The 20,540-nt window shown below is 66.3% G+C and carries 11 protein-coding genes and 1 pseudogene; 2 read left to right on the top strand and 10 right to left on the bottom strand.

What is annotated here, in order from left to right:
- The 6 genes and pseudogenes from AC1DYX_RS13460 to AC1DYX_RS13435 form a co-directional block, all read right to left on the bottom strand.
- Positions 1 to 261, bottom strand: a pseudogene (locus tag AC1DYX_RS13460) (right-handed parallel beta-helix repeat-containing protein); the annotation flags it as partial.
- On the bottom strand, positions 258 to 1,619 hold the full coding sequence (gene prsR / locus AC1DYX_RS13455; protein ID WP_477259502.1) for a PEP-CTERM-box response regulator transcription factor: 1,362 nt from the start codon (positions 1,617 to 1,619) through the stop codon (positions 258 to 260). The gene prsR and the pseudogene AC1DYX_RS13460, both read right to left, overlap by 4 nt.
- Before the next feature lie 12 nt (positions 1,620 to 1,631).
- Complete coding sequence (prsK, locus tag AC1DYX_RS13450) at positions 1,632 to 3,734, bottom strand: XrtA/PEP-CTERM system histidine kinase PrsK (RefSeq protein ID WP_477259500.1); 2,103 nt, start codon at positions 3,732 to 3,734, stop codon at positions 1,632 to 1,634.
- 67 nt (positions 3,735 to 3,801) lie between these two features.
- Positions 3,802 to 5,190 carry a TIGR03013 family XrtA/PEP-CTERM system glycosyltransferase gene (locus AC1DYX_RS13445; protein ID WP_477259498.1) on the bottom strand — a complete coding sequence of 463 codons (1,389 nt, stop codon included), beginning with the start codon at positions 5,188 to 5,190 and terminating at the stop codon, positions 3,802 to 3,804.
- Positions 5,191 to 5,452: 262 nt separating this feature from the next.
- Positions 5,453 to 6,742, bottom strand: a complete 1,290-nt coding sequence (locus AC1DYX_RS13440; protein ID WP_477259496.1) for a nucleotide sugar dehydrogenase — start codon at positions 6,740 to 6,742, stop codon at positions 5,453 to 5,455.
- Positions 6,743 to 7,096: 354 nt separating this feature from the next.
- Complete coding sequence (locus AC1DYX_RS13435; RefSeq protein WP_477259494.1) at positions 7,097 to 8,071, bottom strand: glycosyltransferase family 2 protein; 975 nt, start codon at positions 8,069 to 8,071, stop codon at positions 7,097 to 7,099.
- Positions 8,072 to 8,440: 369 nt separating this feature from the next.
- Between AC1DYX_RS13435 and AC1DYX_RS13430 the strand changes: the two genes are divergently transcribed.
- Positions 8,441 to 14,167, top strand: coding sequence for an alpha-2-macroglobulin family protein (locus AC1DYX_RS13430; RefSeq protein ID WP_477259492.1), 5,727 nt, complete (start codon positions 8,441 to 8,443; stop codon positions 14,165 to 14,167).
- Between the two features lie 17 nt (positions 14,168 to 14,184).
- Positions 14,185 to 14,439 carry a hypothetical protein gene (locus tag AC1DYX_RS13425; RefSeq protein WP_477259490.1) on the top strand — a complete coding sequence of 85 codons (255 nt, stop codon included), beginning with the start codon at positions 14,185 to 14,187 and terminating at the stop codon, positions 14,437 to 14,439.
- Here AC1DYX_RS13425 and AC1DYX_RS13420 read toward each other — a convergent pair.
- The 4 genes from AC1DYX_RS13420 to AC1DYX_RS13405 all read right to left on the bottom strand — a co-directional run.
- The gene (locus AC1DYX_RS13420; protein WP_477259488.1) at positions 14,419 to 16,080 is read right to left on the bottom strand and encodes a methyl-accepting chemotaxis protein; all 1,662 of its coding nucleotides are present in this window, start codon (positions 16,078 to 16,080) and stop codon (positions 14,419 to 14,421) included. The genes AC1DYX_RS13425 and AC1DYX_RS13420 overlap by 21 nt on opposite strands.
- Positions 16,081 to 16,109: 29 nt before the next feature.
- Positions 16,110 to 18,986: an EAL domain-containing protein gene (locus AC1DYX_RS13415; protein WP_477259486.1), complete on the bottom strand. Its 2,877-nt coding sequence runs from the start codon at positions 18,984 to 18,986 to the stop codon at positions 16,110 to 16,112.
- A gap of 119 nt (positions 18,987 to 19,105) precedes the next feature.
- Positions 19,106 to 19,705 (bottom strand): response regulator transcription factor, encoded by a 600-nt coding sequence (locus tag AC1DYX_RS13410; protein ID WP_477259484.1) that lies wholly within the window; start codon positions 19,703 to 19,705, stop codon positions 19,106 to 19,108.
- The coding region (locus AC1DYX_RS13405; protein ID WP_477259482.1) for a putative bifunctional diguanylate cyclase/phosphodiesterase at positions 19,695 to 20,540 on the bottom strand (846 nt) is incomplete at its 5' end. The genes AC1DYX_RS13405 and AC1DYX_RS13410, both read right to left, overlap by 11 nt.

Raw genomic sequence — 20,540 nt, 5'->3', positions numbered from 1 at the left:
CTGCGCGCCCGCGCCGAGGGCCGGCGACCGCAGCGGCGCGTCCCCTGCCGTGCGGTCGAGCGCCATCAGCACCGCGGCGACGCGGCGGCCCGCGCCTTCGATGGCGGGGTTATGGCCGCTGGTGCGCTTTTCGATATAGGGTGCGAGCGTGCGCGGCGCGACRCCCACGCGATCGATGGCGACCGGCAGCGCGGCCGCGAGCAGCACGGTGCAGACGCCCGCCGCCAGCAGGCCGCGGCGCGCCAGCCTGGCCAGGGTCACGCGCTGGCCTTGATGCCGTGGCGGCCCATCAGGTCGTACAGCGTGGGCCGGCTCACGCCCAGCATCTCGGAGGCCTTGACGATGTTCCCGTCGGTGCGCGCCAGTGCCTTGACGATGGCCTTGTACTCGGCCTCGTCGCGCACCTGGCGCAGGTTCAGCGGTTCTTCCTCGGCACCCGTGTCGGGCAGGCCCAGGTCGTCGGCAACGATGGTGTTCGCATCGGCCATGATGACGGCGCGCTTGATGCAGTTTTCCATCTCGCGCACGTTGCCGGGCCATTGATAGCCCTCGATCGCGGCCAGCGCGTCCGGCGCGAAATGCAGCGTGGCGCGCGATTCCTGCGCGCAGAACTTGTTCTTGAAGTGATGGGCCAGCAGCGCGGCATCGCCTTCGCGCTGGCACAGCGGCGGGATCGTCACGACGATTTCCGACAAGCGATAGTACAGGTCCTCGCGGAAGCGGCCCTGCGAGCACAAGTCCTTCAGCTTCTGGTGCGTCGCGCAGACGATGCGCACGTCGACGGGGATCTCCTCGTGGCCGCCGATGCGCTCGATCACGCGCTCCTGCAGGAAGCGCAGCAGCTTGGCCTGCAGCGCCATCGGCAGGTCGCCCACCTCGTCGAGGAAGAACGTGCCGCCGTGGGCCAATTCCACTTTACCCTTGGTCTGCTTGGCCGCACCCGTGAAGGCGCCTTTTTCGTAGCCGAACAGCTCGCTCTCCAGCAGGTTTTCCGGAATGGCCGCGCAGTTGATCGCCATGAAGCGTTCCTTGGAACGCGGCGACAGCGCGTGGATGGCGCGCGCCAGCACCTCTTTACCGGTGCCGGATTCGCCCAGCAGCATGACGGAGGCCGACGTCGGCGCCACCTTCTCGATCGTGCGGCAGACCTTGAGCATGCCGGGGTCGCGCGAGATCACGCCGGCCAGCGGCGAATCGGCCTGCGACTGCTGCATGCGGCGGTTTTCCTGCTGCAGGTTGTGCAGGAAAAAGGCGCGCTGGATCACGAGGTTCAGCACTTCCGGGTCGACCGGCTTCTGGTGGAAATCGTAGGCGCCCATGCCGATCGCCTTGACGGCGTTGGCATGGTCCTGGTTGCCCGTCAGGACGATCACGCGCGTGTCCGGCGCCAGCGCCAGGATCTGCTGCAGGGTGGCCAGGCCTTCGGTCGAACCGTCCGGATCGGGCGGCRGGCCCAGGTCCATCGTGCACACGGCCGGCTCGTGGCGGCGGATCTGCGCCAGCGCCGCCTCGCGGTCGCCGGCCACCACCACCTCATAGGCATCCAGGCTCCAGCGCAACTGCTTCTGCAGGCCCGGGTCGTCTTCGATGATCAACAGCTTGGGTTTTTGTTGGGTCATGGTGTCTTATTATCAGGCGATCGTCGCGGCCGCCGCAACCCGGTGCAGCGGCAGGACGACCTTGAATGTTGTGCCGAGCGTGGGCTGGCTGGTCACTTCCAGCGCCCCGCCCAGCTCGGTGATGTATTCCCGGCTCTCGAACACGCCGATACCCATGCCGGCCGACTTGGTCGAGTCGAACGGCTTGAACAGGCGCTCCCGGATGAACTCTTCCGTCATGCCTTCGCCGGTGTCGGTGATCTCGACTTCGACGGCATGCTCGCGCCCGCCGCCGGCCGACCCCACGCGCACCAGCACGTTGCCGTCGCGCGGCGTCGCTTCGATCGCGTTCTGGATCAGGTGGCCGAGCACGCGCTCGAGGCGTTCGCGGTCGGCCAGCACGACCAGGCCGGCCTGTTCGACGAGCAGCTGCGGCTGCGGTTCGAACGCGCTCTTCAGCGCCAGCGCCTGGCGCACGACGGTATCGACGGCCAGCGGTTGCGGCTTCTCGGCGTTCTCGCTGCGCGACAGCTTTTGCAGCAGCAGCTTCATCTTTTGCACGGAGTGGTTCAGCGTCTCCAGCATGTCGCGCTGGAATTCCGGATTGTCCTTGTGCTTTTCCGCGTTCGCGTTCATCAGCGACAGCTGGGCGACGAGGTTCTTGAGGTCGTGCACGACGAACGTCGACATGCGGTTGAACGACTCGAACTGGCGCGCCACCATCAGCGCATTGGCCGCGTCTTCCTGCGCGAGGTAGCTGGCGGCCTGGCTGCCGGCGATCTCGAGCAGGTCGATGATTTCCCAGTTCAGCTTCAGCGGGCTGCGCGCGCGCTGCAGCACGACGAAGCCGAACAGCTTTTCCTGCAGCATCAGCGGCACGACCAGCCAGCGGCGCGGGGTGTCCAGCAGCCAGTCCGGCAACGCCAGGCCTTCGTATTTCTCGGGACGCTCGACATATTCGTCGACGTCGATGACCCACTGCGTGCTTTCCAGGAAGCGGCAGAACGGCGTGTTGTCCGGTTCGGCCACGTGGATGCCCGGCGCCTGCCAGCCCGCCTTGGCCGTGAAGCGGCCGCCGGTATCGCGCTGCCACAAGGTGCCGGCCGGGCTCTCGACCAGGGCGGCCAGCGCCTGGATCGCGCGCTCGCCCAGGTTCGGGCCGCGCTCGGACAGCGTGCGCGTGAAGCGCATCCACTCCTCGCGGTAATCGTAGTTGTAGCGGAAAAAGTGCTTGCTGATCGAGACCTTCAGCCAGGAGCGCGCCGTGCCGGAAAACAGGATTACGCCCAGGAGGGAGATGGCGCCGAACAGGAAGCCGGTCTGCATCACCGTGCCCCAACTGCCGCCGACGTAGCGCAGGTAATAGCCGACCGATCCCATGGCCAGCAGGTAGATCGCCGACCCGAACAGCGCGGCCGAATGGAACACGACGCGGCGCGACACGGCGAACGACGTCGTCCACGACTTGCGGCGCGTCATCGACGCCATCACGAGCGGCACGGTCAGCGCGTTGACGAAACCGCGCGCCGTCCACAGGTCCGGGCTCAGTTTGCGGAACAGCAGCGCATTGCTGTACATATAAAAATCGTAGGCGAACATGCCGCCGATGCCCAGGCAGGCGAACTTGATCGCCCAGCGTTCCTCGATGGTCTTGTTGCGGTAGACCTGCTCGACGAGCAGCATGCCGTACACCGCCATGCCGACGTAGCCGATCAGCAGGGGCAGGCCCAGCATGGGCAGCAGTTCATTGTTCCAGTGGGCGAAGCCGATGCCGGCCAGCAGCAGCGCGTAGACGCATCCCGCCACCAGCAGAGACGGCTGCGGCACGTGGAAACGCCCGAGGATCGCGGGCGTCGGCGCCCCTTCCTCATCGCGCCGCCAGTGGCCGAGCAGCGCCACGAAGAACAGCGACCAGGTGCCGTCGCGCAGCACTTCGAGTGCGGCGGCGGACGTGCTCCACAGGATCCCCCCGAACGCATCCAGGCCCAGCGCTCCGGCCCATACGGCCGTCGCCAGGCAGGCGGCACTGAGCGTGCCGCGCTGGGCACTGCCGCGCCAGCCCGACAGGACGGCGAGTCCCAGTGCCAGAAAGCCCATGGCGGCCAGTGCGTAGCTGGAAGCTGCGATATTGATCACGATACTGGGCACGATTCGGTTGACAACCGCAGCCGCGCGCCGGTGGCGGCGACGGCTGCGGGCGGCATCAGCGGCCGCTGCGGAACAGGACGACCTTCAGGGTATCGATCAGGATCAGGACGTCCAGGAACAGGCTGTTGTTCTTCACATAATACAGGTCGTACTGCAGTTTCTGCAGCGCGTCCTCGGCCGACGAACCATAGCCGTAGCGCACCTGGGCCCAGCCGGTGATGCCCGGCTTGACGCTGTGGCGCACGTTGTAATACGGAACCACTTCGATCAGCTGGTCGACAAAATACTGGCGCTCGGGACGCGGACCGACGAACGACATGTCGCCCTTGAGCACGTTGAGCACCTGCGGCAACTCGTCGATACGCGTCTTGCGCATGAAATTGCCGACGMGCGTGATGCGCGGATCGTTCTGCTGCGCCCACTGCGGCTTGCCGCCCTTTTCGGCGTCCGTGCGCATGCTGCGGAACTTGTGCACGAAGAACGTCACACCGTCCTTGCCGACCCGCTCCTGCGAATAGAACACCGGGCCGCGGTCTTCCAGCTTGACGGCCAGCGCCGCCATCAGCATCAGCGGCAAGGTCAGGATCATGATGATCAGGCTGCAGACGATGTCGAAGCTGCGCTTCATGAACGTGCGCACGAAGCTCTGGTCGAAGCCACCGCCGAACACGAGCCACGACGGCTGCAGCGAATCGACGCGGATCTGGCAGGTTTCGCGCTCGAAGAAGGTGGCGGCGTCCGTCACCTTGAAACCCTGCAGCTTGCAGTCGAGCAGGTCCTTGATCGGGAATCCGCCGCGGCGGTTCTGCACGGAGACGACGATTTCCTCGACACCGTACTGACGTGCCAGCGCGACCAGCGATTCACCCTCGCGCGACTTCAGCAGGCTGGTCGGCGGCACGCACAATTCCTCGGTCGGCGTCGGGACGAAGCCGGCGATGTTGTAGCGGTGGTAGCTGGCGCTCTGCATCGCCAGGTCGCAGCATTCCTTGGCCAGCGGACCGCTGCCCAGGAACAGGATGCGGGTTTCCAGGAAGCGCAGTTCGGACGTCTTGAAGAACACCATGCGCGCCAGGAAGATGCCGACGGCGGCGATGCCGAACACGAGCGCCAGGATGCCGCGCCCGAAGTACAGGTCCGGCGCGACGTAGAACACCAGCGTCAGGATCAGGAAGCCCATCAGGAACGACGGCATCAGCTTCATGAAGAACGGATGTCGCAGGCCCTCGTTGAAGTCGAGCTGGTACATGCCCATCGCGCTCATGCTGAAAATGATCGCGGCGGTGAAGGCGATGGCGGACGTGAAGAAATGATCGAGATGGTCGATATTGGGCAGGCCGACATTCTGGCCCAGTTCCATGAACCGCACCGCCGCGCCGATGTAGGCCGCGCCGAGCAGCACCAGCACTTCGACGAACAGCAGGACGAATACGATCTTCGACACATAGTGATTAGAGATCCTAAGCACAATTGCCTCCGGAATACCTGTTATTGCTAACTTGCAGAACAAATGGTTTAACCCGGGTACGCGCGTGCGTACCCGAGAGATTTTGACTCGGGGAAACTGAATAAGGCCAAAAATAGCCTGGAATTATTATTCTCATCATTTCATGCAAACGGCAAGCTCCGGACCAAACTGCCTGCCTTCGGCACGACCCACCGGATAGTCATGGCATCCTGGCCAAAGCCCGGATGCCGACGATACATCACAAACGCCAGACGCAGTAGCCGGCCTCGCGGATCCGGTTCGGATCGAACTGGGCCTTCACGTCGACGAAACAGCCACCGTCGTTCAGCTTCGACTGGAAATCCGTCAGCGAACGTGCCAACACTTCCTTGTGCGGCACCGCGACGATGAGCGCATCGGCCTTCGGCAGACTTTCCCAGCTCTGCAACGCAATACCGTATTCGTGCTGTGCCTCGTCCGCTTCGGCGACGGGATCATGCACGTGGACTTCCACGCCGTACGACTGCAATTCATACACGATGTCGGCGACCTTGGAATTACGCAGGTCGGGGCAATTTTCCTTGAACGTCAGGCCGATCACGTTGACTTTCGAACCCTTGACGTGGAAACCGGCCGAGATCATCGACTTGACCGTCTTCTCGGCCACGAACTTGGCCATGCCGTCGTTGATGCGGCGCCCCGCCAGGATCACCTGCGGGTGGTAGCCGATCATCTCGGCCTTGTGCGTCAGGTAGTACGGATCGACGCCGATGCAGTGACCACCCACCAGGCCCGGACGGAACGGCAGGAAGTTCCACTTCGTACCGGCGGCCTTCAGCACTTCCAGCGTATCGATGCCGATCTTGTCGAAGATAATCGCCAGTTCGTTCATCAGCGCAATGTTCAGGTCGCGCTGCGTGTTCTCGATGACCTTCGCCGCTTCCGCGACCTTCAGGCTGGACGCGCGGTGCACGCCGGCCTTGACGACGGTCTCGTACATGGCGGCCACGCGATCCAGGGTTTCCTGGTCGTCGCCCGAGACCACCTTCATCACGTTGGTCAGCGTATGTTCCTTGTCGCCCGGGTTGATGCGCTCGGGAGAGAAGCCGACGTGGAAACCGTCCTTCCACTTCATGCCGGAGAATTTTTCCAGCACGGGGATACAGACTTCCTCGGTCGCGCCCGGATACACGGTCGATTCGTAAATGACGATCGCACCGCGCTTCATGTGCTTGCCGACGGTCTCGCTGGCGCTGATCAGGGGTGCGAAGTCGGGCACGTGGGCGATGTCGACGGGCGTCGGTACGCCGATCAGGATGTAATCGGCCTGGGCCAGCGCAGCCGGATCGGTCGTGACACTCAGGTGGTGCGCTGAGCGCAATTGTTCGGTCGAAACCTCACCGGCGGGGTCGACAAATTTCTTGTAGCTTTCGACCTTCGTCGTCGATAAGTCGAACCCGATCGTTGGGCCGATCTTGCCGAACTCGACAGCCAGTGGCAAACCGACATAACCCAACCCTACTACTGCGATGACCTCGTCTGGCTTCATATTGATTCCGTTCCGCGAATTTGCTATTACGATAACTTTTGATTAGCACGGAAACATCTGCATGCTCGACAAGTCGCCCCATCTTGCTGGCAACGGCGACTTACGCCATCATCATTTGCAGAGCATCGTTCATGCTGCGGTAGTCAGCTCACCTCACCCCGTGCTGATGAGATAATAACATTTTATGGATTACAAGTTAGCAACAAGACATACCGTGCGCATGATGCGAAGTGCTCCGAGAACAGCAGAATAAGTTGGCGCAGGCGAAAGACGCAAGCACTACCTTATTCAGGATCACTAGAGTGTTGTAAGCACGGTTATTGAACGCACATGACTTGTCGTAGTGCCATCCTTTCAGGTCAAGACGAGGCCCGCCGCCGGACGCGACGTCGGCGCGGCGTGGCCGGCATCCAGGTCCAGGAACGCGGCCCGGGCCGTCTTGCTGCGCTCGAGATTGGTGGTGAGCGTGACCTTGTCGATCGCCGCCAGCAGCCGGACCTTGGTCAGCTGCAATTTAACGTCCTCCACGTTCAGGCGCGCCACGGCATACCCGAGGTGGGCAAACACGGACACCCATTCGCGGGCGAAGGAAAAATTCGCGTTCGGATTCGAGCTGCGCGCGATGACTTCGCGCCGGAAGGTCTCGCCGGCCTGGAAATATTTGCTGGCCGGACGCTGTTCGCGGTCGTGATAGATCCGCGACGCAGGCAGGACGCCCAGCTTCAGCTTGTGGAACTGCAGGCGCTGCGTGTAATTGTCGTCCTCGCCGTAATGGAAGAACGACGGGCTGAAGCCACCGACCCGTTCCAGGCATTCCCTGGTCATCATCCAGGCGGCGGCGTTCACGAAACCGACGTCGTACACGTCCTGCACGCGCCCCAGGAAGATGTCGGAATACAGTCCCCTGCACTTGTTGGGCGCGATGTAATTCGAAAAACCGTAATCGAGACCGTCACCGGCGCCGTTCAGGTGCATCGGGCTGATGACGCCGTAGCCGGGATGCCGCTGGCAGGCGTCGACCAGCTTTTCGACGGCGTCCGGATCGATCCAGGCATCCTGGTTGAGCAGGAAGACATAGTCCGCGCCGCRCCGCCAGGCCAGTTCCATGCCAATGTTGTTCGCCTTGCCGAAACCGAGGTTCTTGCCCGTGTTGACGATCTCGGCCTCCGGATACTCGGCCGCGATGCGCGCCAGCGTGTCGTCCTGCGAGCCATTGTCGATCACGATCGTATGCAGGGGCACGGTCGACTTGCGCAGGCTGGAAAAACACGGCGTCACCCACTTGGATCCGTTGTAGGTCACTATGACTACAAAAACCTTGGCGCTCATCGTCATCCTCTGTGATATGGCTGGAAATCGGCGCCGATTGCGGCGCGATGCTGCAAGTTGACACAACTGCAGCATATTCAAAAGCCAAAGGACACTATCACATGCGTGAACTGTGCAGCGCACAAAAGCGGCAGCAGGGTTGCGCAAAATCAATTGACTAGATGGCGGACCGGCAAGAAGAATATGCCAGCCGCGCAGGGGCTCCATACATTGCCGTACAGATCGTCGGCGCTTTTGCCGGCGTGACAGCCGTGGAAATATGCGCATTTTCCACACAGACATATTGCTAGACTGGCTTCCGTCCTACTCGTCTCCAACGCATCGCCCGATAACATTATATTGTTAATATAATAACATTCCAGAGACCCGATGCCCAGTTTCCGCCCTACCCTCTCTCTCGCGCTCGCGCACGCCGCCCTGCYGATCGCAATGCTGGCCAGCGTGCCGGCGCCGGCCGCCACCACCGTGGTCGATGTCGGACCGGCCGCGACGACGCGCGACGTGCGCCAGGTCCGGATGCGGTTCAGCGACGACATCACCGCGCTGGGCGACGACCGCGCTGGCGATCCGGCCACCGTGACCTGCAGCGACCCGGGCCTCAAGGCCGTCGGCCACTGGATCGACGCACGCAACTGGGTGGGCGAATTCCCGCGGGCGCTGCCGGATGGCGTGGCCTGTACCGTGCGTCCGCTGCCCGTCCACGACCTGAAGGGCCAACCCGTTGCGATGCCTGCGTCCTGGCGCTTCGATACCGGCGGTCCGCAGGCCGCTATCCAGTTCCTCCAATCCCCGCTCAAACCGCGCCTGGCACTTGAAGAGCCGGTGGCCCTGTTCGTCCCCTCGGCCCCCGTCGACCCGGCGTCGCTTGCCCACCTGGGGTGCAGCGTGAATGGCGTGGCGCAACCGGTCGTCATGCTGGCCGGCGCGCAGGCGCAGGACGTCATGGACCGCTATCGGAAGGCCAATCCGCGCGCGGAGAACCACCAGGACCGGCTGGTCGCCCGCTGCGGCAGCCAGACATGGCCGGACGACGCCGACGTGACCTGGTTGTGGGGCAAGGACATCCGCTCCCGTGGCGGCGTGGCCGGTGCGCTCGACCAGCCCTTTAACCTGCGCGTGCGCCCGCCGCTGACGGCGGCCGTGCAATGCACCGTGATGGCCGGCACGCCGGGATGCGATCCGCGTGGGCCGGTCACCCTCGAATTTTCCGAAAAAATGGTGCCGCCGGCGGAAGGCGACATCGTCCTGGCGGGTGGCGCGGGCCGGCGCTACCTCATGAAGCCCGCGTCCTACAGCGCGTTCGATGCCAACCGGTTCCAGACCGACGCCCTGATGGCCGAAGGCGAGCAGCTGACATCCGTCTTCGGCAAGCCGATGACCGACGTGACCGGCCGTACCATCCGCACGGTGGCGCCGAAGTCGGCGCCGCTCGTGGTGAGCCATTTGCCCGCCTATGCCGGCATGGCGCAGCAGCAGGGGGTGGTGCCGTGGAAGCCCGGGCAGCAAGCCCGATGGGCACTCGCCCTGCGCAATACCGAGCCCAGGGTGGCGGTGCGGGCATGGCACCTGGAAGGCGCCCGCGACCGCAACGCCATCCTGCTGGCCCTGCACCGGAACGCGGCGCTGGGCGGGCTCAAGACCGCCGCCGACGAGCCGCGCGACCAGCCATTCGCAAGTTCGGCCGCCCTCCTCGACAAGATCGGCGCACGGGCCGCCAGCACGCACGTCGACCAGGAAGTCGCCCCGTCGGGCCGCGCGCTGGAGTTGGCCCCTATGAACCTGTCCGGCTACGGCACCTGGCTGGTCGAAGTCGACAGCCCGCGCTACCGCGCCCGCCTGGCGGCCGACGCCAGGGCGATCGGGGCGCGCTTCCCGGGCTTCAAGACCCCACCAGAGTGGGACGACGCGCGCATGGCCCTGGTCCAGCTCACCAATCTGCGCATCCACGCGCGCCTGTCCGACCGCTACGCATCGCTCGTCTGGGTGACGGCCATCGACAGCGGCGCTCCGCAGGCGGACACGCTCGTCGACATCCACGATTGCATTGGCGAGCGCCTGTTCTCCGGCCGCACCGACGCGCAGGGTCGCTTGCGGATCGACCGGCCGCTGGCGCCCGCCACCTGCCGCAACGCCAGCGATGGCCTGTGGTTCGTCGCCCGCCATGGCGACGACGTCGCGGTCCTGCAGCACCGCCCAGGCCTGCCGTACACGGAAGCGCCGCGCCAGATCGTCCATGCCATCCTCGACCGGACCCTGCTGAGCCCCGGCGAGACGCTGTCGATGCAGGCGGTGGCGCGCCTGCCGGGCGCGACCGGTTACACGATCCCGCCCGCGCAGACCGGCAAGCTCAGGATCGTCCACGAAAGCGGCGCCATCGTGCACGAGGCCGCGCTGGCCTTCGACGCCCGCGGCAGCGCGCTGCACCAGTGGCCCGTGCCGCCGGGCGCCCGGTTGGGCACCTACCGTTACACCATCCTGGGCGGCGACGGCAGGGCACTGAGTTACGGCGAATTTCAGGTTGAAGCGTTCCGCCTGCCCGTGTTCGAGGCGCGCCTGGACGCGCGGGCCAGCGGCGAGGGCAAGGCGCCCGTCGTCGACCTGGCGGGCAGCCTCGCGTTCCTGGCCGGCGGTTCGGCGGCGAACCAGGCTATCCTGGTCCGGGGCAGGTACACGGCCGGTGCGGACGACCCGGTGCCCGGATACCGGTTCGCCGACCTTGCCCGGGCGCCCATCGACCCGCCGTCCTTCGCCGAACGCCGGGCCACGCTCGACCAGGCCGGCCGCTACCGCGCCAGGGTGGACGTCCCGTTGGCGGACGCGCCGCTCATGCTGCACGCCGAGATGGAATTCGCCGATCCGAACGGCGAGACCAACGCGCAGACCGTGAGCGTGGAGGTGTGGCCCCGCGCGCGCAAGGTCGGGCTGGAGGTGCAGCGCGGCAGGGTCACGGACAGCGTCGACATCTCGGTGATCGTGGTGGACGCCGCCAACCATCCCGTGCCCGGCCAGGACGTGAAGGTGGATGCCGCGCGGGCGCACTACGTTCCCCCCGGCATCGGCTGGCGCGGATACTGGAGCGAAGAACCGGGCGTGCGCGTTCCCGTCTGTACAGTGCGCACCGACAAGCGTGGCAAGGGACAATGCACGGTCCCCTGGACGGGCAGGACGGCCAACGACTGGCTGTTCCGGACCACCGCGCCGGAAGCGTCGAGCGCCTCGCTCCCCGTCTACCCGGGCCTGTTCCAGTGGGGCAGCCGGGCGTCGGCGATCGCGCTGGCGGACGATCGTGAACCCGAGGCCGGCCAGCCCGTGAAGCTGCGCCTGCGTCCGCCGTTCCTGCCGGCGACCGCGCTGTTCACGGTGGAACGCGAAGGCGTGCTGGCCAGCCACGTGCTGGCCGTGACCGCGGCGGACGAGGAAGTCACGCTCCCGAGCGAACCCGGTTTCGCGCCCGGGGTGAAGCTGGTCGCGCAATTCGTGCGCGCGGCGGGCAACGCCCTGGGCGAGGTCGAGCCGACGGTCCAGCTGGAGCACGAGGAAACGCTCGACCTGCATTTCGCACGCGCCAGCCATCAGCTGGACGTCGAGGTGACGCTGGACCATGCGACCGCGCGCCCCGGCGACACGGTGCAGGCCGAGGTGCGGGTGAGCCGTGCCGGCGCCGTGGCGGCCGGCGCCAGGGTGACGCTGATCGCGGTCGACGACGCGCTGAACGTGCTCAAGCCGAACGCCACCTGGGCGCTGATGGACACCTTCTGGCGCGACCGCTACATCCCGATGGGCGGCGCGCGCAGCGTCCTGACCTGGCAGCGCTCCTTTCCGTTCGGCCCGCTGCCACGCCAATGGCCGGCGCTCGAGTCGCTGCTGCGCTGGAACGGCACGCCGGCGCTGGAGCTGGAACGCCCTATCGTGGCACGCTCCACCTCGGCGGCGGCGCCGGCACCGGCGCCCGCGCCGGTCGTGGTCACCGGACAGCGCGCGATGGGCGTGACGATGGATAGAATCGCCGCCGCCCCCGGCCAGGACGTCGTCGTGGCCGAAGATATCGGGGCGCTGCCCGGCCTGGGCGCGCCGCGCGCCGATTTCTCCAGCCTGGCCATGTGGAAGGCCGACGTGCAGCTCGACCAGGACGGGCGCGCCCGCGTGGCCATCCCGCTGCCGGATTCGCTGACGCGCTGGCGCATCGTCGCGCTGGCCATGATTGGGGCCGACTCGTACGGCATCGGCAAGGCCGCCGTCCAGACGCGCAAGGAATTGCAAGTGCTATCCGGCCTGCCGCCCGTCGTGCGCGGCGGCGACGAACTGGACCAGAAGATCACGCTGCGCAACGACAGCGACCGCGCCATGACGGTCCGCGTCCGTGCGGAAGCGTCGGCGGGCGCGCCGCAGCAGCTCCAGCGCACCGTCACGCTGCCGGCGCGCCAGAGCCAGGCGGTGTCCTGGCGTGTCCGCGTCCCCACGGACGTCGACCGCATCGACTGGCGGATCTCGGCCCGCGCCGACCAGGTCGACGAGCGCGACGCGCTGCTCGTCACCCAACGCGTGACCGGCATGCCCGTCACCGTGCGCGACAGCATGCTGGTGCGGGTCGACCGCGCACGCAGCCTTCCCGTCGCGCTGCCGAAGCAGGCGCTGCCGGGCCTGGGCGGCGTGGCCGTGCAGTGGTCCGGCAGCCTCGGCGCCGGCGCGGTGGCGGGGGCGCAGGCGTGGATGGCGGCCTATCCCTATCGCTGCATGGAGCAGATGGCGTCGATGGCCGTCGTCAGCGGCGACGCCGAGGCCTGGAACGCGGCGCTGGACAAGCTGCCGCAACATCTGGCCGCGGACGGCCTGGTCGAGTATTTCCCGGACACGCCAGGCAGCGACATCCTGACCGCCTACCTGCTCGACATGTCGGCGGCCACCGGCTGGCCGCTCCCCGACGACGCGCGCGAGCGCATGTTGACGGGCCTGCGCAACGCGCTGTCCCGTCCCGATCCCGCCCCGTGGCTGCGCGAGCAGGACCTGCTGGACCGCCGTCTGGCGCTGCAGGCCGCCCTGGGCGCGAACCTGGGCACGGCCCAGCCGGTCGTGCCAAAGGACCTCGACGCCCTGCCCACCATCGCCCTGCTGGACTGGGTGCGCTATGTGCTGGCCACCCCCGACGGCCCGCTGCGCCGCGACCGGCTGGACAGCGCCGCTGCCAGCCTGCGCAAGCGCTACGACCTGCAGGGTACGCGCCTGCGCTGGCGCGGCGACGGGTCGCAGCAACGCTGGTGGATGATGTGGAGCGGCGACGTCGCCGCCGCCCGCACCGCCCTGCTGGTGCAGCAATGGGCGCAGGCGGATGCGCGCTGGCAGGACGACCTGCCGCGCATCATCCAGGCGCTCGTCGATGTGCAGGTGAACGGCCACTGGAACACCACCGTGGCGAACGCCTGGGCCGTGGTCGCCCTGCGCCGGTTCGCGCAGACGGCCGAAGACACGACGGTGACGGGAACGTCGACGGCGGCGCTGGCAACGCAGAACGTGGAGCGCAGCTGGCCCGACCCGGCGCCGGCGCTGCTGGCCTGGCCCCGGGACGGCAGTAATGCCGCGCTGGCGCTCGACCACAAGGGAACGGGGGCGCCATGGGCAACGGTGCAGGTCAAGGCCGCCACGAGGGCGGAGCAAGCGATCGCGCATGGCCTGGCCATCAGCAAGACTGTCATCCCGGTCTTGCAGCGCGTGCCCGGCTACTGGTCCGAAGGCGACGTCATGCGGGTGACGCTGCACATCGTGTCGCACGGGGACAATGGCTGGCTCGCCATCGACGACCCGATTCCCTCCGGCGCGACCATCCTGGGCAAGGGCCTGGGTGGTGAAAGCATCGCGGCCCAGCTGGCGGATATCGCTCGAAGGACACCGTGGATAGCGCGGCCGAGCTACGTCGAGCGCGGCAGCGACAGTTACCGCGCCTACTACGCCCGGGTCGGGGCCGGCGAATGGGACCTCAGCTACACGGTGCGCCTGAACAATGCCGGCACCTTCCAGTTTCCGGCAACCCGCGTCGAAGCGATGTACGCGCCGGAGATCTTCGGGGAAGCCCCGAACACTCCCCTGGACGTCACACAATGACTTGCTCGAAAGCCCATATGAAATGTCATCTCGTCTCAGGCGCGCTTGCCTGCCTGATGATGATGAATGCGGTACAGGCGGCTCCTGTTGCCAGCTATTTTCCCAAGAAAAACTTAGGTCAATTTTTAGCGGACAAGTTCGATCTGGGGAGTATTCGTAGCTCATTCGGGCCAAGGCGTGCAATCGCCTTGAGCTACAGCCTCGATGGTGGCTCTACAGGGTATGACAGCCCACTTCCTCCGTCGACGACTTCAAGTCGGCGCGACGTTTGACCGTATCCAGCTCACCGCCGGGCTGCGCGGGTTTGGCAAGGCCGCGCCGTCGCGGCGCGCATGACCTTCCGGCTTGCCGGGCTCCGTCTCGCCAGCGACCACGAACACGCCCACCACCTCGGCCAGGCTGCCGGCCTGCTCCTGCAGGGCTTGCGCGGCCGCCGCCGCTTCCTCCACCAGCGCGGCGTTCTGCTGCGTACCTTGTTCCATCTGCGCAATGGCCTGGTTGATCTGCTCGATGCCGGCGCTCTGCTCGCGGCTGGCGCCGGTGATCTCGCCCATGATGGCGGTCACCCGCTTCACGCGCACGACAATCTCATCCATCGTGGCGCCGGCCTGGTCGGCCATCCTGGTCCCCAGCTCGACCTGTTCAACGGAATCGGCGATCAGCGCCTTGATCTCCTTCGCCGCGCTGGCCGAGCGCTGTGCCAGCGTGCGCACCTCGGCGGCCACCACCGCAAAGCCGCGCCCTTGCTCGCCCGCGCGCGCCGCTTCCACCGCCGCATTCAAGGCCAGGATATTGGTCTGGAACGCAATGCCATCGATCACCGCGATAATGTCGACGATCTTCTTCGCCGAGGCGTTGATCGAGCCCATCATGCCCACCACTTCGGCCACCGCGGCGCCGCCCTGGATGGCCGCGTCCGAGGCCGACACCGCCAGCCCGTTCGCCTGGGAGGCATGCGCGGCGTTTTGTTTGACGGTGCTGGTCAGCGCTTCCATCGAGGAGGCGGTCTCCTCCAGCGCGGCGGCCTGCTGCTCGGTGCGCGCGGACAGGTCCAGATTGCCGCTCGCCATCTGGCTCGACGCACTGGCCATCGTCTCGGTGCCGCTGCGTACCTGGCCGACGATGCCGGCCAGGCTGTCGCGCATCGTCTTGATGGCATACAGCAGACTCGCTCGGTCGTCTGGCCGGGTGTCGACCGCTATGGTCAGGTCGCCATGCGCAATCCGGTCGGCGATCGCGGCGGCGTAGGCGGGCTCGCCGCCCAGCTGGCGCAACAGGCCGCGCGCAATCAGGATCGCCGCCCCGACCGCGATGGCCAGCGCCAGCGCGCCAAACAACAGCATCAGCTTGAACGCCAGCCGGATGCTGTTCTTGATATCGGCGCTGCTCGCCTCGACGATCTTCGTTTGCAGCTCCGCCAGCGCCTTGACGTGCTCCTGCAAGCCGTTCAGGATCGGCAGGGTTTGCTGATGCATCAGGCGCACCGCTTCGTCGCGCCGATCCTGCGCCAGCAGGCTTTCCACGTGGGTGAACGAGGCGACATACAAGGCGCGCTGCTCCTTGATCGTTGCCAGCAGGGCCCTGCCGTCCGGCGAGGCGATCAGCTTGTCGAGCGCCACCAGCGCGTCGGTGATGATCTTCTTGTTGACCGCGATGCGCGCGTTGATCGCCCGCGCCTGCGCCTGGTCGGCAATGAACAGCTGCATGGTCTGCCTGGCGTTCTCGCGCATGGTGACGTCGATCCTGTTCGCGGCGTCCGCCTCGACCCAGTTCTCCTCGATGATCCGGGCGTTCAGCCGGTCGATCCCGTTCAACTGGACCAGGCCGCTCGCCATTAGGGCCAGCATCATGGACAGGACCAGGCCGAAACCCAGCGCCAGGCGCGTCCCGACTGGAAGTGCGACTCTTGTCATGCTTGTCTTCTCCTCTTCGATGATCGTGCTCAGGCAGTGCTCATTATGGCGTGGTTCGCCAACAATTCGGAGACCTGGCTCGCGGGCAGCGGCCGGGCGAAGTAGTAGCCCTGCATTTCGTGGCAGCCATGCTGTTTCAGAAAATCCGCCTGGACCAGGCTCTCCACCCCTTCGGCGATCACGTTCATGTTCAGATTCGACGCCAGTGCGACGATGGTCTTCACGATCGCGCGGTCGTTCGCGCTTTCTCCCACGCCGAGGATGAAGGAGCGGTCGATCTTGATCGAGTCGAGCGGAAAGCGGCGCAGGTAGTTGAGCGAGGAATAGCCGGTGCCGAAATCGTCCAGCGACAGTCGTACCCCCAGGCACTTCAGCTCCGACAGGATGCCGATCGCCTCGACCGCATCGGGCATGATCGCCGTCTCGGTCAGTTCGAGCTCCAGGTGCTCGGCCGCCAGGCCGGTCTCGCGCAGGGCGTCGGCCACCGTGTTGATCAACTGATCCGGATCGAGCTGACGCGCCGACAGGTTGACCGCGATATTCACCGGCAGGCCATTCGCATCCTGCCAGGCGCGGCTTTGGCGGCAGGCGGTGCGGATCACCCAGGCCCCCAGTTCGACGATCAGGCCGGTTTCCTCGGCCAGCGGGATGAAGGCCGACGGCGCGATCACGCCCAGGGTCGGGTGGTTCCAGCGCAMCAGCGCTTCCACCCCGGTCACGGCGCCCGTGCGGTAGTTGATTTTCGGCTGGTAGTGCAGGTCGAATTCGGCATTTTCCAGCGCATGGTGCAGCGCCGTTTCCAGCTTCTGCCGCTCGCGGTTGTGGGCGTTCAGTTCCTCTGTGAAGTAGCGCACCGTGTTGCGGCCTTCGCGCTTGGCGCGGTACATCGCCAGGTCCACATTCTTCATCAGGGTCTGTTCCTGCGCACCGTCGCGCGGGTACAGGCTGACCCCGATGCTGGCGCTGACGTACACCTCCTGGTGTTCGACCGTGAACGGCTTGGCCAGCTCGCCCAGCAGCTTGTTGGCCACCACCATGGCCTCGTTGGCGTTGTCCAGTTCGGGCAGCACGATCACGAATTCGTCGCCGCCCAGCCGGGCCACGGTATCGGTCTCGCGCACCACCGCGCGCATGCGCTGGGCCACTACCTTCAGCAGGGCATCGCCGGCATCGTGGCCGAGGCTGTCGTTGATGACCTTGAAATTGTCCAGGTCATGCAGCAGGATGCCCACCAGCTTGCCGTTGCGGTTGGCATTCGCGATCGCCTGGCGCAGCCGGTCGCTGAGCAGATTGCGGTTGGCCAGTCCGGTCAGCGCATCGTAGTTGGCGCCATATTCGAGCTGGCGCTCGTAGCGCTTGCGCTCGGCGTCCGCCTGCAAGGCCGCAATGCCGTAGGCCAGGTTGTCGGCCAGCCTTGCCATGATGCGCTGTTCGTCCGCCGTGAAGGCGTTCGGCGTGGCGGCGCACATGGTGAGCGCGCCGATTGTCTCACCGCTCGCCGTGAGGGGCAGCGTCATCACCGCGGCCACCCCGCAGGCGGYCGCGAAGCCTTGCCACACGGGGCAGGACGACAGGTCGCCGCTGCCTCTGGCCAGCGCCGTCCTGACCACGTCTTCCTGCACCCCGGCCAGCGCCACCATGCCCGCGCAGGCGACCCAGACATGGGGATGGCCGCCCACTTCATGCACGATCCGGCAGATCTGGTCGAGCAGCGCGGCCGCATCGGTGGCGCGGATCACCGCCTCGCTGCAGGCGTTTTGCAGCCGCATCGCGCGCTCCACCCGCTTGCGCTCGGTGATGTCGAGAATGATGCCGATGGTGGCCGGCTGGCCGTCCAGCTCCATGCTCGAGCCGTAGACTTCCACGTCGAAGGTGCTGCCGTCCTTGCGCCGGGCGCTGCGCTCGTAGTGCACCTCGCGCACTTCGCCGCTGATGCGCCGCCGGACGTTCTGTTCAACGAAGTCGCGCTCGGCGTCGATCACCAGGTCGAGCGCGCCGGCCGCCGTCATCATCTCCTGGCGGCCATACGCAAACATGTCCGCCATCTTCGGGTTGACGAAGCGGTAGCGCCCGTTCTGCACGATATACACGCCGACCACGGTGTTTTCGGCCAGCCCGCGAAAGGTCAGCTCGGCCTGGTGGATGCTGTGCCGATCGTGTTCCAGGTCGGCCACCAGTTCGCCGATCCGCTCGGCGCACTGGTTGAAGGCCAGCGCCAGCTGCCCGATCTCGTCGCGCGAGGCGAAGCGCACGCGGGCGCGGTAATCGCCCTGCGCCAGCGCCAGGCTCTGTTGCGCCAGCGCGCGCAAGGGAAACACCACGTTGCGTCGCGTCCAGACCATGGCCAGGCCGAGGGCGACGAAATCAATCGCCAGCAAGGCGCCCATCCGGCCCAGCGCGGTTTCCTGTGCCTGCCGGGCCTCCTGGGTCAGGGCCAGGACGAGCCGCTCGGCGCGCTCGAGCTGGAGCGCCTGGACCGACGCGATCAGGGCCGCCGTGGCCTTGGGCGGTGCCGCGCTATCCTGGATCCGGCGCCGGTAATGCGCCCAGTCCTGCTGCAAGGCCTGCAGCAGGGGCAGCAGCTGGCCGGACGGCCGGCGCAGGTTGAAGCCGAACGCGCTGCCGCCCTGGATTAGGGCCGACAGGGCCGTCTCGTAGTCGTCGATGCTGCGCGCCAGCAGCAGCAGCGCGGTCCCGGGCTCGTACAGCGCGCGCGTGCTCTGGTAGGCGATCTGCTGGCTGAGCATGCGCAGCCGGCCGGCCACGTTGACCGTCTCCGCGACCCCGTTCAGGTCCTGCAACAGGCAGCGGGCGACCAGGATATTGGCGAAGGCCACCAGCAAGGCGCTCATGAACAGCGCGCCGATCTTTTTGCTGATGGAAGGCCGGAAAAGGGTCTTGTACAAGGAGGTCTTGCTTATAGTTATCATGGCTGGAAATAACCAACATCATGGTTTTATATAAGACACAGTGTGTTTGTAAAACATTTGGCGGGGAAGTGCCGCCTGGACGGGGCCGACCGGCCCTAGCCGGAATGGCGCGCGTACAGGGCCGCCAGCTGGGAGCGGCCGCTGACCTGCAGCTTCAGGTAGATGTTGCTGAGGTAGTTCTTGACGGTCTTGTCGCTCAGCCCCAGGATCTCGGCAATTTCCTTGTTGGTCTTGCCGTCGGCAACCAGCGGGGGAAGCTTGCTTTCCTGCGGCGACAATAGACGATAGCTGCTGGCGGCCGGCACTTTTTTCAGCGCCGCTCCAGCCCCCCGGTGCACGGCGTGGATGGCGTTGGCCAGTTCTTGCGCGCCCGCGTTCTTGAGCAGGTAGCCATGGCTGCCGGCCGCGTGGCAGCGGTTGCGCATCTCCGGGCAGTCCAGCGAGGTCAGGAAAATCACCCGCATGTCGCGCGCGCCAGCCAGTATCTTTCGGCAGGCGTCGAACGGCGAGCCGTCCGCCAGCGCGGTCTCCATCAGCACCAGGTCCGGCTTGTACAGCAGCGCCAGCCGGACCGCTTCGCCCCCGCTGGCGCAGGCATCGATCACGTCGATATGGTAGGTCCTGAGGGCGTGCGAGATGCCGATCTGCATCACCTCGTGGTCGTCCACCAGCAGGGCGCGTATCCTAGTCTGCATGGCAGCTCCGCGGCGGCGCCGCCAGCAGCCGCTCGAAGGCAGCGGCCGGCACCGGCCGGCTGAAATAATAGCCTTGCACATCGTCGCAGCCGTGCTGGCGCAGATAGACCAGTTGTTCGGCCGTCTCCACCCCTTCGGCAATCACGTGCAGCTTCAGGTTATGGGCCAGCGCGATGATCGAGGTGACGATCGCCGCGTCGGCCGGATCGGCCATGACGTCGCGCACGAAGGATTTGTCGATCTTCAGCACGTCGATCGGGAAGCGCTTCAGGTAGGCCAGGCTCGAGTAGCCGGTGCCGAAGTCGTCGATCGACAGCTGTACCCCGAGCGCCTTCAGCTCGTGCATGCTGGCCACCGCGCTGTCGACGTCGGCCATCAGCGAGCTCTCGGTCAGTTCGATGTCGAGGCAGTCGGCCGCCAGGCCGGTGGCCGCCAGCACCTCCCGGATCGAGCTGGCCAGATCCTGGGCGGCGAACTGGCGCGCCGACAGGTTCACCGCCACCCGCAGTCCCGGGTAGCCGGCGCGCTGCCAGCGCTGGTTCTGGGCGCAGGCCGTGCGCAGCACCCAGTCGCCGATCGCCACGATCAGGCCGGTCTCCTCGGCCAGGCCGATGAACTGGTCGGGCGGCACCATGCCCAGTTCCGGATGGTTCCAGCGCAGCAGCGCTTCCATGCCGACGATCCGGCCGCTGCCCAGCGCGACCTGGGGCTGGTAGTGCAGCACGAATTCGTCGCGCTCCAGCGCGTGGCGCAACTCGCCTTCCAGATGCAGGCGCTCCAGCGTCTTGGCGTTCATCGCGCTGGAATAGAACTGGTAGGTATTGCGCCCAAGTTC

The sequence above is a fragment of the Massilia sp. P2_C2 genome (assembly GCF_056404615.1).
The sequence above is the reverse complement of the archived record's forward strand: the minus strand, read 5'-3'. Positions and strand labels throughout refer to the sequence as shown.

Bases quoted from the DNA above. Each gene is read 5' to 3' on its own strand.
- AC1DYX_RS13440 (WP_477259496.1), bottom strand. From the start codon at position 6,742: ATGAAGCCAGACGAGGTCATCGCAGTAGTAGGGTTGGGTTATGTCGGT.
- AC1DYX_RS13425 (WP_477259490.1), top strand. From the start codon at position 14,185: ATGAAATGTCATCTCGTCTCAGGCGCGCTTGCCTGCCTGATGATGATG.
- AC1DYX_RS13420 (WP_477259488.1), bottom strand. From the start codon at position 16,080: ATGACAAGAGTCGCACTTCCAGTCGGGACGCGCCTGGCGCTGGGTTTC.
- AC1DYX_RS13410 (WP_477259484.1), bottom strand. From the start codon at position 19,705: ATGCAGACTAGGATACGCGCCCTGCTGGTGGACGACCACGAGGTGATG.